The organism is Mastigocoleus testarum BC008, from assembly GCF_001456025.1.
Lineage (GTDB): Bacteria > Cyanobacteriota > Cyanobacteriia > Cyanobacteriales > Nostocaceae > Mastigocoleus > Mastigocoleus testarum.
The window spans coordinates 20349-37403 of record NZ_LMTZ01000115.1 but is presented as its reverse complement, the minus strand read 5'-3'; the positions used below and the strand labels follow the sequence as shown (position 1 = coordinate 37403).

General features: G+C 38.2%; 11 protein-coding genes. 8 read left to right on the top strand and 3 right to left on the bottom strand.

The window, feature by feature from the left end:
• Positions 1-286: 286 nt before the first annotated feature.
• Entirely contained in the window at positions 287-1639 is a 1353-nt protein-coding gene (locus tag BC008_RS28865; RefSeq protein WP_027842162.1) for an NB-ARC domain-containing protein, read from the top strand.
• On the opposite strand, the gene BC008_RS51635 is transcribed toward BC008_RS28865, so the two are convergent.
• On the bottom strand, positions 1576-1962 hold the full coding sequence (locus BC008_RS51635) for a hypothetical protein (protein WP_235595953.1): 387 nt from the start codon (positions 1960-1962) through the stop codon (positions 1576-1578). The genes BC008_RS28865 and BC008_RS51635 overlap by 64 nt on opposite strands.
• Before the next feature lie 69 nt (positions 1963-2031).
• On the bottom strand, positions 2032-3843 hold the full coding sequence (gene lepA / locus BC008_RS28860; RefSeq protein ID WP_027845941.1) for a translation elongation factor 4: 1812 nt from the start codon (positions 3841-3843) through the stop codon (positions 2032-2034).
• Between the two features lie 349 nt (positions 3844-4192).
• On the opposite strand from lepA, the gene BC008_RS28855 reads away from it, so the two are divergent.
• From BC008_RS28855 to BC008_RS28835, 5 genes are all read left to right on the top strand, one after another.
• Positions 4193-4429, top strand: a complete 237-nt coding sequence (locus BC008_RS28855; protein WP_027845942.1) for a hypothetical protein — start codon at positions 4193-4195, stop codon at positions 4427-4429.
• 180 nt (positions 4430-4609) lie between these two features.
• Positions 4610-6358 carry a sensor histidine kinase gene (locus tag BC008_RS28850; protein WP_027845943.1) on the top strand — a complete coding sequence of 583 codons (1749 nt, stop codon included), beginning with the start codon at positions 4610-4612 and terminating at the stop codon, positions 6356-6358.
• A gap of 277 nt (positions 6359-6635) precedes the next feature.
• Entirely contained in the window at positions 6636-7286 is a 651-nt protein-coding gene (locus BC008_RS28845) for a DUF3386 domain-containing protein (protein ID WP_027845944.1), read from the top strand.
• A 143-nt stretch (positions 7287-7429) separates the two neighbouring features.
• Positions 7430-7660 carry a NifU family protein gene (locus BC008_RS28840; RefSeq protein WP_027845945.1) on the top strand — a complete coding sequence of 77 codons (231 nt, stop codon included), beginning with the start codon at positions 7430-7432 and terminating at the stop codon, positions 7658-7660.
• Between the two features lie 190 nt (positions 7661-7850).
• The gene (locus BC008_RS28835) at positions 7851-10949 is read left to right on the top strand and encodes a two-partner secretion domain-containing protein (protein WP_058184109.1); all 3099 of its coding nucleotides are present in this window, start codon (positions 7851-7853) and stop codon (positions 10947-10949) included.
• A gap of 52 nt (positions 10950-11001) precedes the next feature.
• Here BC008_RS28835 and BC008_RS28830 read toward each other — a convergent pair whose 3' ends face one another.
• A complete protein-coding gene (locus BC008_RS28830; protein ID WP_027845220.1) occupies positions 11002-12435 on the bottom strand; it encodes an NF038122 family metalloprotease in 1434 nt (477 codons plus the stop codon).
• A gap of 469 nt (positions 12436-12904) precedes the next feature.
• Between BC008_RS28830 and BC008_RS28825 the strand changes: the two genes are divergently transcribed.
• On the top strand, positions 12905-14062 hold the full coding sequence (locus BC008_RS28825; RefSeq protein ID WP_407657084.1) for a protein kinase domain-containing protein: 1158 nt from the start codon (positions 12905-12907) through the stop codon (positions 14060-14062).
• A 529-nt stretch (positions 14063-14591) separates the two neighbouring features.
• Positions 14592-16700 carry a serine/threonine-protein kinase gene (locus BC008_RS28820; RefSeq protein WP_027845222.1) on the top strand — a complete coding sequence of 703 codons (2109 nt, stop codon included), beginning with the start codon at positions 14592-14594 and terminating at the stop codon, positions 16698-16700.
• The last annotated feature ends 355 nt before the right edge of the window (positions 16701-17055 follow it).

The window sequence follows — 17055 nt, the reverse complement described above, 5'->3', positions numbered from 1 at the left end:
ACCCTCGTGCTTACATTGCTATATTGTGATATATGAATAACTTCAATAATTTGCAGAGCATTTCTGATCGCTCTCATTTTTCTTTAATGAGTCGTGAAAAATAAGGAAATCTGAGCTTGAAAGGCGAACCACATCCTATCCCATACGTATTTGCCCTAGATTTTATGGGGTTTGAGGTGCCTTCAATGGCTGTAAAGTCTAATGGCTATGACATCCTTAAAACTCCAATATGCATTGTATTGAATTACCTAATTTCTATTCAGTACCCATTATTGTGTAGCTTGATATGGGGCAACAGAAGTCAAGACGGAAGCGTGGTGTTATCCTCACCACCAAAGGTTTGAACAAATTCTTTGAAGCAAGAGAATCACAAGAGGTTGAGAAAAATTATGGATACCGATATACCTTAGAAGAATTGAGCGATCGCACGGGCTTGGTTCCAATGACAATAACCAAGGTTTTAAATTGCAAAGCAGGAGTTGACAAACAAACACTTTTGCAACTTTTCAAAGCTTTTGGTTTGGAATTAAGAAAAAGCGATTATACGTTTCCAACTCCAGCATTGGTACAAAGTAAATCTGAAATCCTTCGGCGAACTGATTGGGGGGATGCAATTGACGTATCGGTTTTTTATGGACGTGAAGATGAGCTTCAAACTTTACAAGATTGGATTGTCAAAGATTGCTCTCGCTTCGTGGCGGTTTATGGAATTGGTGGGATCGGTAAAACAGCTCTTTCAGTCAAGCTAGCTCAGAGAATTCAAGAAAAATTTGAATTTGTTATTTGGCGCAGTATTCGCAATTCTCCTTCTGTTGAAGAAATTATCGGCAAATCTATCCAATTTTTTGCTGACGATCAAACAATAAATTTACCAGAATCTTTGTTTAACAGGTTATCCTTATTTCTTCATTATCTAAAAGCTCATCGCTGTTTAATAATACTCGATGGCATAGAAACAATTTTTCAAGGTGGGGAGCCTGTAGGACAATATCGGGAAGGATACGAAGGTTATAGTGAGTTATTTAAATTGGTGGGAGAAACTTCTCATCAAAGTTGTTTGCTGATTGCATCTCGGGAAAAACCCAAGGAAATTATCTCTTTAGGTGGTGCAAGTTTACCGGTGAGGTCTTTACAAATTGTGGGCTTAGAAACAGCAGATGTGAAAGCCATTTTAAATTCTAAAGGGATATTGAATGTTAGCGATGCCGAATGCTTACAACTTATTGAGTCCTATGGGGGGAATCCCCAAGCATTAAAGATAGTTGCGACATCAATTCAAGATTTATTTGCTGGCAATATTTCTGAGTTTTTTGCTCAAAATATCACTGTATTTGGCGATATTCAGGAATTATTAGACCAACAATTTAACCGATTATCTGTTTTAGAGCAGGAAATTATGTACTGGTTAGCAATGAATCAAAAACCAGTCAAACTCAATCAATTTAGTCAAAATATTACTTATCCTGAAAAATTACCCCAAGTTTTAGGAGCTGTGGAGTCTTTGAGACGGCGATCGCTATTGGAGAATAATCATGGTTTCTTCAGTCTGAAGCCAGCAGTGAGAGAGTACGTTAATCAAAAAAGATTGGTTGAGGGGGTTTTTAAGGAAGAGAATGAATTGGTAATTGGTAATTGGTAATTGGTAATTGGTAATTGGTAATTGGTAATTGGGGATTGAGGATTGGCGACTGGGGATTGGGGATTATTTACTTCTGACTTCTGACTTCTGACTCCTGACTCCTGACTTCTGACTCCTGACTCCTGACTTCTGATTTCTGATTCCTGACTTCTGACTTCTGACTTCTGACTCCTGACTCCTGACTTCTGACTCCTGACTCCTGACTCCTGATTTCTGATTCCTGACTTCTGACTCCTGACTTCTGACTTCTGACTTCTGACTTCTGACTCCTGACTCCTGACTTGCGCGCAGCGCTTTTGCTTAACAAACAAATAAAAAAACATAGAGACGCACTATGTACGTCTCCAGTTGGTGAAGTAATTTTGTTTTACGTCTTTGTTTGTGAGAGAAAATCACTCTTTGTCCAAGCGCAATACAGCCATGAATGCTTCTTGAGGTACGTCTACAGTACCTACAGACTTCATTCGCTTTTTACCTTTGGCTTGTTTTTGCAAAAGTTTCTTCTTACGGCTAATATCGCCGCCATAACATTTGGCTAGAACGTCTTTGCGTAATGCGGGAATATGTTCGCTGGCGATAACTTTACTACCAATAGCTGCTTGGATTGGAACTTTAAATTGATGACGGGGAATTAATTCTTTAAGTTTTTCTGCCATCGAACGCCCTACAGCGTAAGCTTTATCCCGGTGGACAATCATTGCTAAAGAATCTACTGGATCGCCGTTAATCATTAGATCCAGTTTCACTAGGGGGTTTTCACGGTATCCAATTAGGTGATATTCCATACTGGCATATCCGCGAGAACGAGATTTCATTTGGTCAAAAAAGTCGGTGACAACTTCTGCCAGAGGTAACTCATAGGTGAGTGTTGTTCTCCCCTGGGTGAGATACTTCATATCTTTAAAGATACCTCTTCTTCCTTGTCCCAACTCCATCAGAGTACCGACATAAGTTTCCGGAGCAATCATTTCTACTCGGACGTAGGGCTCCTCAATTTTTTGTCGTTCGTTGGGAGAAGGTAAATGGCTGGGGTTATCAATAAATACTTCTTCACCTTTGATCGTAGTTACTTTATACACTACAGATGGGGCGGTAATAATCAAATCCAGATTATATTCTCGTTCGAGGCGTTCCTGGACGATTTCCATATGTAACAGACCTAAGAAACCGCAACGGAAACCAAAACCCATAGCGCTGGAAGTCTCTGGCTCAAATTGCAAAGCAGCATCATTAAGTTTTAGTTTGTCTAAAGCTTCCCGTAAATCTTTAAACTGATCGGCATCGATGGGAAACATCCCACAAAATACCATTGGGTTAGCTTCTGCATATCCAGGTAAAGGTTCTGCTGCTTTATTTTTGGCTAAAGTGATTGTATCGCCGACCCGAGCATCTTCTACTGCTTTAATGGCAGCACTAAGATAACCAACTTCCCCTGCGTGTAATTCATCCACTGGCTTTTGATTTGGTGAAAGCACCCCAATTTCATCAATTTCGTATTCCTTACCAGAAGCCATTAAGTAAATGCGATCGCCTTTTTTCAGCGTTCCGTCCATGACCCGGAAGTAAACGATTACTCCCCGATAAGTGTCATAGTAGCTATCGAAAATTAATGCCCTTAGCTTTTCGTCGGTAGTATCTTTTGGTGGTGGTACCCGTTCGACAATTGCTTCCAGAATTTCATCAACACCAATACCTTCTTTCGCCGAAGCCAAAATTGCACCGCTACAGTCTAAACCAATGATTTCCTCGATTTCTGCAGCGACTCGATCTGGTTCAGCCCCGGGTAAATCAATTTTATTTAGAACTGGAATAATTTCTAAATCATTCTCAATTGCCAAATAAACATTGGCTAGGGTCTGTGCTTCTACACCCTGAGAAGCATCTACCACAAGAAGTGCGCCTTCACAAGCAACAAGACTGCGGGACACTTCATAGGAAAAATCGACGTGACCGGGAGTATCAATTAAATTTAATACGTAATTTTGATCGTCTTTAGCTGTGTAATTCATCCGGGCAGCTTGCAGCTTGATAGTAATGCCGCGCTCCCGTTCCAAATCCATATTATCGAGAAATTGTTCTTTCATTTGCCGGCTTTCTACGGTGTTCGTCATTTGTAGTAAGCGGTCGGCAAGGGTTGATTTCCCGTGATCTATGTGAGCAATAATACAAAAATTCCGAATGCGAACTGCGGGAACGTCAGTCATATACTTTGTTTGCTTGAGCAGCGACCAAGATTGATAAGTTACTTAATGTATTTTAATGCTTTCTTACGTTAGATGGGGATTTGATATTAGGGATTGGGTGTAGGAGAAAAGATAGCAGAATTGAAGATAAAAGACAAAGATATATTGCGTGTCCATTTATCTGTTCTAAGATTCATGTGTTAGGGGCGTAAAATAAACTTGAATAATACAATATATAGATTGGTTTGGCGATATGCCCTTCACTAATAAGGTGTATTAGCTGGATATGGTCGGTAGCAACTGACGTTCGCAATTAATTTCAATAAGAGATTACAAATCTGAAAGTACACACAAAAGAGTAGATATACCAATGGATACGAACGAACAAGCTTCCAATATAGAATCAAAGCGTAAAGAAAAAGTCGAAATTGCAATTCAGATCGATCCAGAATTAGTTGACCAAATCCAACATTTAACTAGCAACCCTTCAAAAGTTATTGAGGTCGCAATCCGTCAATGGTTAAGAGGTGAAACCCCCAGAGATGATGAATTAACTCGTACCCCCTATCGTACACCCCTACCACCTAGAGGTGACTGGAACGACTAACCCAAATAAGAAATATGTCTTAATAAATAATTGATGCAATGTAGTATTTGGTATATTCAAAGCTACGTTTGCCACAAAACTTTGTAGATTGCGCTGGATGCATCAATAATTTATGTCAAACTCGATCCAATAATTCGCCCAACCTGTTTGAGCTACTATTTGTCTATCTAAACTCGTATCATGAGTATCAGTGCTAATTCCCAAGTAACAAATTTAATGCCAGAAAAGCAAGGATCGGAACATCTAAGTATTTCATTGGCTAATTTAGGTGCAGAGTTGGCGTTTTTACAAAGTGGGACGGGAAATTACTTAGATTTTCACTGGGAACAAAGTAAGGAACTAGGAATTAATTTACTAGACTTAGTTGATAGTAAAAATGAAGAAGTAGCATTTACTCCCATAGATAAAGATGCTTACTCATTTCTGTTGCAGCAGATATTAACAAATTTAGTTCCCCAGAAATGTCAATGTTGGTTCCATTGTTGCGGACTTCTATTGGAATTGGAATTGACAATTACTCCCATTTTGCCACCTTTGGGTCATGATGCGACAACCCTTCTAGTTATGGGTCGAATATTGCAAACCCAATCTCAAAACCCAGAGAATGGAAGTGCAAGTAACATTTTCACTCCAGTGCAGGTTGGGAAAGATAGAAATTTAGGGCTGCAACAATATCAGAAATTAGTCAATCAAATTACCAGAAATGTCCGGCGAACGTTAAATATAGATATTATTTGGCAACGAACTGTTAACGATCTTGGTAAGTCTCTGGGGTTAGAGCGTTGTATCATTTGTCCTTATCAACCCTCCAATACCAAATTGAAGGCGATCGCCGAATACCGCCAACCAAATATTAAGTCGATATTGGGTTTAGAAATAGATCTCGCTTCCGAATCTATATTCACCCAAGCTTTGACAACTTTGGAACCGGTTTTTCAATTAGGCGCGGGAAATTCTATTTTTGAACAAAAGCAAGTTTTAGTTGTTGCAACTTGTCATCAAGATGAACCTAATGGGTTAATTGCTGCAACTTTGAGTGATGAATCTTATATTCCTACAACTGCGGAATTAGTATTTGTTAAGGACTTAGCCGATCAGTTGGGAACTGCGATCGCTCATGCAATTCTGTACCAAGAATTATCCATCGCCCGTCAAGAAGCTGAAGATGCTTCCCACCTCAAAAGTGAGTTTCTTGCTAATGTCTCCCATGAGATTCGCACGCCACTTAATGGCATGATTGGATTCTTGAAGTTAATTTTAGATGGGATGGCAGACGATCCAGAAGAACAAAGACAGTTTCTCCTGGAAGCTCATAAGTCGTCTTTGCACTTGCTGGATGTAATTAATGACATTTTAGATTTTGCCAGGATAGAAGCTGGCAAGATGGAAATAGAATTGCGTTCTGTGAAACTAGACGAACTCTTCAACGACGTTGAAAGTTTCATGCGCATGCAAGCTGAACAGAAAAAACTCAGCTTCCAGATCCAAATGCCTGAAACTTCAGATGAAGTTATGGTTTATGGTGATTATCAACGCCTCAAGCAAGTTATGTTAAATCTAGTGGGTAATGCAATCAAGTTTACCCATGAGGGTGGTATTACTATTAGCGCGGATGTTGTATTGAAAAAAATTATCTTTGACGAACAACAATTTCCCGGAATTGTGAGGTTAAGGGTCGCAGATACTGGTATTGGTGTATCTCTGGACAAACAGGACAAATTATTTCAATTATTTTCCCAGGTTGATGGATCTAGAACACGACAGTATGGCGGTACCGGTTTAGGATTAGTAATATCCCAAAAATTAGTAGAAACCATGGGTGGAGAAGTTCATTTTTACAGTCTGGGTGAAGGATTGGGTTCAACTGTAACTTTCTCTGTTCCACTTTACCAACAACCCGTCATGGTTTCATCGAGTGAGGGAGAGTAGGGATTGGCGACTGGCGACTGGCGACTGGGAGAATTGATATATATTTTTTATCTGTTAATTAAGCCCTATTCTCAATTTTCGACCTGGGTAAGTTTCGGAAAGTACGGGAAGTGATTTACCCGGCTATAAATCCTGTGCAAAATTTCGTCTCCAATCGCCATATGCCGCAAGGCGGCACGCAGTGCTTATGGCTAACGCCACGCTTCCGCTAACGCCAATCCCCAATCCCCAATCCCCAATAAACTAAACTTAAAAAAGTAAACTTAAAAGTGGTTATATGACAACTCAAATAACAGGCCGCGAGTTATTTCAAACCGCTTACGAAAGTCGTTACACTTGGAATGAAAAGTTTCCCGGCTATAGTGCGGATGTGAAATTAATGCAAGGTGCAGAGGTTTGTACTGGAAAAATTCGCATCAACCGCGATCTAACAGTAGAAGTAACGGAAGTACCTAACGAAGAGGTCAAAGCTGGGATATATACCCAATTACGCGATCTTGTTAATCATCGTCAACCAACTTCTTTTGAAGAGTCTTACGGTCAGTACGAGTTTAGTCTCGGTCAAACTGATGATGATGGTGGTGTAGAAGTTTTTGTTAGTGGTGATTCTACAAGTTCCACTTACAAAATCCGTAACAAGGAAGTTGTCTGCGTGACTCGAGTCATGGGAAAGACAGTTTTTGTCATTGATACCCACCAAAGTTTAGATACTGGTTGTGGGTATGTCGCGACTCACTACAGTGCCATTTTTCGTGACAGTAAAACCGATGAAATTAAAAGCATACTAAAATTTGAAGACACCTACGAAAAAATTGGTGACTATTACTTAATGACTAAGCAAGTAATTACAGAAAATATTGCTGGCGAGGACAATGCTACTGAGTTTAGTTACCCTAATATCAAATTAATGGAAGCTGCATCTGTTTAATCATAGATGATTCAAAATAACAAACATAAACACAACTAACTGCAACTAACCACTGATAACTGACGATTAAGCTGCTATTGTCGTCTAGGATCTAGATAACAAAACTACAAAGTCGATTTTTGATTTAGCGAGGTCTTAAAATTATGGAACTGACGACACAAAACGTAGAAACTGTTTTAGATGAAATGCGCCCTTACTTGATGTCTGATGGCGGAAACGTCGAACTAGTCGAACTGGATGGTCCAATTGTTAAATTACGTTTGCAAGGTGCTTGTGGTTCCTGTCCTAGTTCTGCTATGACCTTGAGAATGGGGATTGAACGCCGTTTGAGAGAAATGATTCCAGAAATTGCCGAAGTTGAGCAAGTTCTTTAGGTACTAGGGATTGGGAATTGGCTATTGGGGATTGGGTGTTATCTTCCTAGTCCCCAGTCCCCAATCCCCAGTCTCCTAATCACCAGCTAGTGTTAATTTCAGAAAAGTTGATGGGCAGTATATAAATACACCTAACAAAAATATTTTTTCAGTGGTGTAGCTATTTTAGATTGCCAGGGTCAACAGGCAAATGGTTAACATCTCCATCTCTCGGATTTCTCCTTTTAACAGTATTCAAGGGAAAATTCACTGGTTAACAGCTATTATTTCGTTAGTTTGCTGTTCCCTACCTATTTACTCTGAGCGAGCGATCGCTGATATTGTTGCTGATGATACTTTGCAAAATCATACAGTAGTTTCGACGCCCAATGTAAACTTGCTCGAGATTACCGGGGGGACTAGACCAGAGAATGGTGGTAACCTGTTTCATAGTTTCACAAATTTTTCTCTTCAGTCTAATGAAACTGCCCGATTTATTCACGAATCTGGAATTCAAAATATTATTACCAGGATTACAGGCGGTTCACTTTCTAATATTGACGGTACTATTCAAACATTAATTGATGGCACTACAGATAATAGAGGAAGTGCCAATTTTTTTCTTATTAATCCTAGTGGCATTATTTTTGGTGAAAATGCCAAGTTAGATATTGGTGGTTCGTTTTTTGCTGGTACTGCTGAAAGTATTAAATTTGCAGATGGTAGTTTTTATAGTGCGGTTAATTCCCAAGGAACGCTACTGTTGACTGTTGATGTTCCTGTAGGTTTACAATATGGTTCTGATTCGGGAGATATTACCGTTCGAGGTCCGGGTAGTAATATCTCCTTTGATTTTGATACCTTTTCTACTGACCGGAGCGATCGCACATTAGGATTACAAGTATTACCAGGTAAAACCTTAGCTCTGGTGGGTGGTAATGTCATTTTATCTGGGGGAAATTTGACAGCTGAGCAAGGAAGAGTTGAATTGGGTAGCGTCCGAGGTGAAGGTTTAGTTAACCTAATTTCTACTACTTCAGGTTGGAATTTAGAATACGAGCAAGTTAACAACTTCCAAGATATTAACCTCACTGCTGCGGCTTCAGTAGATGTCAGTGGTAATGGTGGTGGTGAGGTGCAAGTGATAGGACGTAATATCTCTTTAACCGATGGTTCGGCGATTTTAGCTAATACTGCTGGTGACTCAACAGGAGGAATGTTAAGTATTAAAGCAACAGAAGCACTAGAAGTCGTTGGTTTTTCTTTTGAACTCCCTTTATCCACCAATATATCTGCTGATGTAGAGTTTGAAGCGACAGGTAATGCTGGAGAAATTCAAATTGACGCTAAAAGCTTAATTGTTGATGGTGGGGGACAAATCGGAAGCGGTACTTTTGGTACGGGAAATGGGGGAAGAATTAGGGTCAAGGCTGAGGATATCGAGTTAAATTTTGGTGGTCCTTTTGGTCCTAGTGGTCTATTTACCAATGCTGCGTTTGGTACTGGTAATGGTGGTGAGATTTTCATTGAAACCAATCGCTTACTAGTTAATGAAGGAGCAACGATTAGCAGTGGAAATTCTTTGAATTCTGATGGTCATGCTGGAAATTTGAGCATCAAAGCCCAGGATATTCAACTGGTTGGTGCTGCTTTTGGTCAATTTCCTAGTGGTTTGTCTGCTAGTGGTTCTTCCCCTACTGGAAATGGAGGAAAAATTAAGCTTGAAACTAACACTTTAAAACTAATTGATGGAGGACAAATCGATACTAGTACCTCTGGTTTGGGTAATGCAGGTGGATTAGAAATTCAAGCGAATCAGATCGAAGTTTCCGGTGTTTCTTCTGCTGGATTACCTAGCGGTATATTCGCTAACGTACAAGCAGGAGCAGATGGTAATGGGGGTTTAATAAGTCTTCAAACAGAAAGTTTAAGTTTATTTGATGGAGGACAAGTTGATACTAGTACCTCTGGTTTGGGTAATGCGGGTGGACTAGAAATTCAAGCGAATCAGATCGAAGTTTCCGGTGTTTCTTCTGCTGGATTACCTAGCGGTATATTCGCTAACGTACAAGAGGGAGCAGATGGTAATGGAGGTTTAATAAAAATTGCAACAGAAAGTTTGCGCTTATTTGCTGGAGGACAAATCGATACTAGTACTTTTGGTTCTGGGAATGGCGGTACTTTAGAGATCGAAGCTTCTGAAATTGAAGCTAATGGATTTACCAATAACTTTCCCAGTGGCTTATTTAGTACTACGAATTTTGGTCGGGGAGGAAGTTTAAGTATTGATACTAATACTCTAAGTCTGAGTGGGGGAGCACAAATTAGTTCTACCACCTTTGCGAACGGAGATGCAGGTAGTTTAAATATTCAGGCTCAAAAAGTAGAATTAAGTGGTTTTGTGAACGAAGTAGGTAGCAGTGGTTTATTTAGTGCTGCTATTGTCGGTACTGGTAATGGCGGTCAATTAAATCTTGTTACAGATAAACTTAATGTCCTTGATGGTGCGACTATTTCAGTTAGTAATTTCTCCAGTCGCAATCCAGATATTACTCCAGGGACAGGAAATGCAGGAAACCTAAATATTCAAGCTGCAGAGATTTTCCTGAACAATGATGGTAGCCTGAGGGCGGAAGTAAATGCAGGTGATCGGGGAAATATATTTCTTGATACCGATCTATTATTCATGCGTCGTGGTAGTAATATTACCGTCAATGCCATTGGAACTGCTAATGGAGGAAATATCATAATTAATTCTCCCATTATTGTCGGTTTGGAAAACAGCGATATTGTCGCAAATGCAGTCACAGGTGATGGAGGTAATATAAATATTACTACTCAAGGTATATTTGGTTTAGAATTTCGCGATCGCCTGACTCCAGAAAATGATATCACTGCTAGTTCTGAGTTTGGTGTAAATGGTACAGTGGACATCAATAATCTTGATATCGATCCGAACTCTGGTTTAGTGGAACTACCAACATCAATACAGTCTTCCCAAGAAATTGCAACGGTTTGTTCTAGTAAATTTGGTAGTAGTTTTGCAGTTACTGGAAGGGGTGGAATGCAACAAAACCCTACTCAACAAGTAAATGCAAATCGTGTTTGGTCAGATATTCGCGACTTACCTGCATATCAAAAGCAAACAAATAATATTGTTCGGGTTAATGATAGAGAAGTTAATCAATCATCAGCCATTATCGAAGCTTCTGGTTGGATACGCAATTCCCAAGGAGACATTGAATTTGTAGCATTTAATCCCAATTCTCCTAACTTGGTATCACCTGTAGCAGTAAATTGTTCTAACTAAGATTTTTTAATGATGTTGGCAGTAAGTAGCACTTTAGTGCATTGTTAACGTCCTATTGTAATTTTCGTTTTTTGCCACAAACAAAACCCAATAAACCTAATCCTAAAAATACTACAGTGGAAGTAGGTTCGGGAACGGAAGCAGAAACAAAAGGCTTACGAGCATCAAAGTCAAATCTTTGTTGAAATACACCAACTTCAAAAAATCCTGCTTGAGATAAATTCTCAACCAAAGTGCTCTCTTGTGTAAATCCACCTCCACCATTTCCACCATTTCCACCATTTCCACCATTTCCACCACCCCAACCATATTGGTTAAATATACTATTTAACTCATTACTGCGATTTATATTTCCTGCATTCGCAGCGTTTACATTAGCGATATTTTGTAGGGTACTGAGTTGTGTAGATCCAGATTGTCTATCCCAACCGATAGCATCAAAAAAACGTAAATCGATACTATTTGGATCTAAATAACGTCTCGTATCGAGTTCTAAAACAGGATCCATAATTCCTGCGTTTAGAGTATTAAGATAATGGCTTGCTTGATAGCCACTTGCATCATTTATACGTGTATCAGCTCCAGATTCAAGAACTGCTAGAGAAGTTGTACCTCCATCGAGGGATAAGTATTGATTCCAGCTAGTTCCATCAGTTCCATACCATAACCCTCTTTGTTTTGTGCCATCTTGGGCTGTATAGTATCGGAACATATCCATCGTCGTCCAATGATCTGTAAATTTGTCGGTTTCTCCGTTACTACCGCCTTGATTACTTCCTGAATTGCTTCCTACATCACTACCATCATTCAGATAGTCAGCATAGGTGTAAGAATCAACAGTACTTACAAAACCTAAAGTGTGACCAATTTCGTGAATCATAACACTAGTGAAATCTAGCTGATTACTACCTACTCCCGAACTGAGATAGTCATACTGCCAATTTACACCTGTACCATTGAGGTTATTCATCAAAATTAAACCATCAAGAGTAGAATCATTGCCAGAAATCGCACCTATGGCTTTAGCATTAGCTCTAGTCATATTAATTTCACTAAATGTGTCGAACTGATTAGAATTCCAGGCGGTCCACTCATCTCCAGAATCCAGACTGGCTACAGCATTATCATCATCAGTTGATGTTTTATCAAGTTGAAGCTTGTTATAAAAATCACTGTAGGCATGATTTATTTCAAAGAAAGGAATCGCTCCACCAATCACATTGGTAGGTAACTCTGAATTATCTGCCATTTCCACATGAATATTTACCGTTACTGGATCTGCTAAATGGTTAGACCAGATATTTCCAGCTAATTCTGTAGCTACTTTTTGTTCATAAGTAACGTTTGAGCCATAGGTAAAGTTGAAGTTAACTGCTTGAGCGGGAAGAGTACTGCAGCCAATCGCAGCGAATGTTAAAGTCAAACTTCCTAATGTCTTGCTAAGTTTATTGGTCAAGCAAAATACTAGCTTTTTATTATTAATCATTTTTATTCCTTTCAACAGATGCTAATCCCATAGATTAATTCTGCTCGAACTTAGATTTAAAAGGATGATGAAAGAATAAAAAATAATAGGTAAATTTTAAAAATTACTACAGATAAAATATGAAGTTATAATGACTTCTAAACCAATAAAAATTAAGCAGCTTCATCATAGAAAAAATATTTAAGTAGTTTCTCCAGATGATTTATCCGGATACTTTGATAAAAAGTTATAACTTTGCAAAGATACAGTAATACTACTAGCGTTCTAATCCTAAATATCGTTTAATTAAGACATTAGGTTTAGAAAAACATTTTCCTTAAAACTGCGTATAAATATATTCGATAGTCTTCCAGCATGAATACTGGGGTTTTTCTAACCTACTATTTCAAACAACATCAGCACAAATATATAAAATTTTTACAAGTATAAAAAAACTTAAAATTGGCATCGCCCCATGAGTCATTTTCCTATGAAGAAAGTTGCAAAATTCCATACAGATATTTTGCAGAAAACTCACCTCGGTCAACTGTGTGGTACCAAGAATTTATTTCGCGATCGCTACAAAATACTCCGAATATTGGGTCGGGGTGGCTTTGGAGTAACTTTTATCGCCAGAAATATGGACTTACCAGGTAGTCCTTTATGTGTAATTAAACAGCTTTGTCCTCGAACTACCAATCATAGAAGCTGGGAACGAGCTAAAGAACGCTTTGAAAAAGAAGCTATAGCCTTGGGTCAACTGGGTAGTCATTCTCAAATCCCGATGCTTTTGGACTTTTTTGAAAATCGCGGTGAATTTTACTTGGTCCAAGAATACGTGCGGGGCTACACTTTAGCTCGGGAAGTTAGACGTGACGGTGTAAAAACAGAAGCGGCTGTTAAGCAGTTTCTCCAAGAGATATTGCCTGTTTTATCTTATATTCACGACCTTCATGTAATTCATCGGGATATTAAGCCACAGAATATATTGCGATGTAAAGAAGATGGACGTCTTGTACTAATAGATTTTGGGGCGGTTAAAGATGAATTAATAAAACCAAAAAATAGTACTTCTGCGCTTCGAAACGCTAGCACTCATTTTGTTGGAACTATGGGATTTGCTCCACCAGAACAGTTTTACTTATCCCCAGTTTATGCCAGCGATATTTATGCTGTCGGTATTACTTGTGTCTATTTACTAACTGGTAAAGCACCCCTTGAATTTGACCATGACCCGATTACTGGTGAAATACTTTGGCAAAAAGAAGTAAATATCAGCGAACACTTGGGAAATATATTAAGCAAAATGATTAAAACTTCTCTACTGGAGCGCTTTAAATCCGTAGATGAGGTAAAACGGGCTTTAGGTTTGGAAAAATATATTCCAAATTTGAGTGAATGTATGACAACCAAGCCTTTGGGAAAAGTCAAGCAATCTCAAGTTCCCAAATCTCAAGTTCCCAAATCTCAAGTTCGAGAGTTTCAAGTTTCAGAATTTCAAGCTTCAAGTTTTCAAACTCCAGAGCAAATCAAGAAGTTTCATACTCAAGAGGTTTCATCAAAGTATTCACCTCCTGTTAACCGCACAGCGACTGCAATTCGCAGATGGCGGGAAAAATTAAAAACTAGCGGTTTTTCACAAAAATAGTAATACCAAAGTCTAAATATTTCAAAAATCAAGAAAAATCAAAAAAAATTTAAATAGTTTTAATAATAATTTAGATCAATTATTTGTATTTTTTGTTCTTATTGAGGTGTAAAATCACATAAAAAAAATACCAGGCAAACTCGATAATTAAGTATTTAAACTTAATTTCTTTAGGCTGTTAAATCCTGCAAAATTTTATCTGATATAGAACATATCAAATACCAATAAAGTAAATATATAGCAATCCTAGTTGATTTGTGAACAGATAAATCCTGTAGTTGCAGAGCCTGCGGCGTCGGCGTTAGCCTCTGCAACGTCTCTACAATTTTGATATTCATGAAGGATTTAGGATTTCTATAGGGTAATTTTAGTTACTTTGATTTTTAAAAATAAAAACAATATAACTATAGGTTTCCAACTCAGGAATTAAAAAAATATATTTTGTATAATGCAAAAATAATTTTCCCATTTTTGGAAAATTTCGGGGCAAACTAACCACCACTTGCTACGCAGTCGCGCCTCTGTGATAATGATCTGCTGCTTAAATCCTGATTGCCCAAATCCCCTTAATTCTGATGGAACTAAAATTTGCGAGACCTGTGGAACTCCACTGGTAAAATTTTTACGAAATCGCTTCCGTGTTATTCGAGTGCTATCAGATGAGGGAGGATTTGGTAGAACATATCTTGCAGAAGATGTGGATAAACTCAAAGAATTATGTGTAATCAAACAACTAGCACCGAAACTACCCGGTAGTTGGGCGCTCAAAAAAGCAATGGAGTTATTTCAAAAGGAAGCGACTCGACTTCAACAACTCGGAGAGCATTCCCAAATACCAACTCTATTAGCTTATTTTGAGCAAGATAATTATTTGTACCTAGTACAGCAATTTATTGACGGACAAAATTTATCTAAAGAATTACAATTTCGACGTCGAGGAATCGGAAAACAAGCACGTCTCTACGCAGAATCTGAAATTAAACAAATTTTGTTGGACTTACTACCCGTACTCAAATATATTCACCAACGGGGAGTTGTTCATCGCGATATTAAACCGCAAAATATCATTCGTCGTAAAAAAGACCGACGTTTAGCCTTAATTGATTTTGGTTCTTCTAAACAGTTAACAGCAAGGGTACAAATTAAAGCAGGAACATCAATTGGTTCCCACGGTTATTGTCCAATCGAACAAATTAGAGATGGTGTAGCTTTCCCTGCTAGCGATTTATTCAGCTTAGGGGCTACCTGTTTTCATCTACTCACAGGAACATCTCCATTTAAACTTTGGACGGAAAATGGTTATAACTGGGTCAATGACTGGAGACAATACTTGAGTCATCCAATTGACGAACAACTGGCTTTAGTCATGGAAAAGTTGTTGAAAAAAGATATTAAACAACGTTACCAATCAGCCGAACAAGCATTCAATGACTTGAGTTCTAAGCCACTAGATTCCCCAGCTAATGAGTCTTATGAAGCTCCAATATTTTCACCTTCTGGGTCAAACAAATATCTCAAACCTCAATATTTGTTTTTCCCACTAACTGCGATCGCGATTCTGGGATTGGGACAATTCTGGTATTTGCAAGCACAAAAATTTACTACAGAATTTTCATCAAGTGTTGCTGTAGATAATCAAACTAGCAAAATTAATCAAAACAAACAGCGCTCGCAAAAATTCTCTTTAGCTAATACTATCTCAGGCGGTTTAAACTCAATATTATCTGTTGCAATTGGTCCTGATAGTCGAATAGTTGCTAGCAACAGCAATCAAACAATTAAACTTTGGGATACTCAAACAGGACGAGAAATTACAACTCTCAAAGGTCATAAAAGTCGAGTAAATGCAATTGTTATTAATCCTGTGAGAGTCTCTACACCCCAGGGTTTCGGTAAAATCATTGCTAGCAGTAGCGAAGATAAAACAATCAAGATTTGGAATCTGGAAACAGGAAGCAAAATTCGCACCATAACCGGACATTCTGATTCTGTCCACGCTTTAGCAATTAGTCCTGATGGCAAAATTCTTGCTAGTGGAAGTAATGATAAAACTGTCAGACTTTGGAACCTGGAAACAGGAAAAGAAATTCGTACTATAACCGGACATTCCTCTTGGGTGCGTTCAGTTGCTATTAGTCAGTTTAGTATTGGTTCTGAGAACGATAATGATATTAATATCTTGGCTTCTGGGAGCACCGACAAAACTATCAAAGTTTGGAATTTATCTACAGGTAAGTTAATTCATACTCTTAAGGGGCACACTCAAAGTGTTACATCACTTGCTATGAGTCCTGGAGTAAAAGGTCGCAGTCCCGTTCTTATAAGTGGAAGTGCAGATCGAAGTATAAAGATTTGGGATTTATCTACAGGCGAGTTAGTTCGTAATCTCGAAGGACATACCCAGAGCATTACATCCCTTGCAATTAACCCAGCTAATAAATTATCAAACAACAAAACTTTTGCTAGTGGAAGTACAGATAGAACAATAAAAATTTGGAATATCTCTACAGGAGAATTGATTAGTACTCTTTCTAACGATGGTGAAGCTGTTAGTTCATTAGCCTATAGTTGGGATGGAGAAACTATAGTTAGCGGTAGCGAAGATAAAACGATCAAAATTTGGCGTCTATCGCATTAATTATAAATTTTTCATGAAGTTATGATTTAGGGATATTGATATTGTTCTCCTACTGAGTATTTCAAATATTCCTCTGCTTGCGATCGAAAAATAGTTCTTAAATTAGTAATATATTTTGTTTCTTTATTGTGGGGGTATGATTAAACCCCCTCAAACACTCAACTTGGAACTGTCATTTCAAGACAATAAATGCTGTATTTCCCTAAAAATAAGACTTTCAAGCTACATTCATTAAGCTATTTTTATTAAAGTAAATTGATTAATTTATATGAATTTAAGTTAAATTCAACTCTAATATGCTAGAGAAACATCGATAAAAATTTTCAATAGCATTTTAATTTCTTAGTATTAACCA

Excerpts from the sequence above, each read along its gene's own strand:
- BC008_RS28865 (WP_027842162.1), top strand. The coding sequence starts at position 287 with ATGGGGCAACAGAAGTCAAGACGGAAGCGTGGTGTTATCCTCACCACC.
- BC008_RS51635 (WP_235595953.1), bottom strand. The coding sequence starts at position 1,962 with ATGTTTTTTTATTTGTTTGTTAAGCAAAAGCGCTGCGCGCAAGTCAGG.
- lepA (WP_027845941.1), bottom strand. The coding sequence starts at position 3,843 with ATGACTGACGTTCCCGCAGTTCGCATTCGGAATTTTTGTATTATTGCT.
- BC008_RS28855 (WP_027845942.1), top strand. The coding sequence starts at position 4,193 with ATGGATACGAACGAACAAGCTTCCAATATAGAATCAAAGCGTAAAGAA.
- BC008_RS28850 (WP_027845943.1), top strand. The coding sequence starts at position 4,610 with ATGAGTATCAGTGCTAATTCCCAAGTAACAAATTTAATGCCAGAAAAG.
- BC008_RS28845 (WP_027845944.1), top strand. The coding sequence starts at position 6,636 with ATGACAACTCAAATAACAGGCCGCGAGTTATTTCAAACCGCTTACGAA.
- BC008_RS28840 (WP_027845945.1), top strand. The coding sequence starts at position 7,430 with ATGGAACTGACGACACAAAACGTAGAAACTGTTTTAGATGAAATGCGC.
- BC008_RS28835 (WP_058184109.1), top strand. The coding sequence starts at position 7,851 with ATGGTTAACATCTCCATCTCTCGGATTTCTCCTTTTAACAGTATTCAA.
- BC008_RS28830 (WP_027845220.1), bottom strand. The coding sequence starts at position 12,435 with ATGATTAATAATAAAAAGCTAGTATTTTGCTTGACCAATAAACTTAGC.
- BC008_RS28825 (WP_407657084.1), top strand. The coding sequence starts at position 12,905 with ATGAAGAAAGTTGCAAAATTCCATACAGATATTTTGCAGAAAACTCAC.
- BC008_RS28820 (WP_027845222.1), top strand. The coding sequence starts at position 14,592 with ATGATCTGCTGCTTAAATCCTGATTGCCCAAATCCCCTTAATTCTGAT.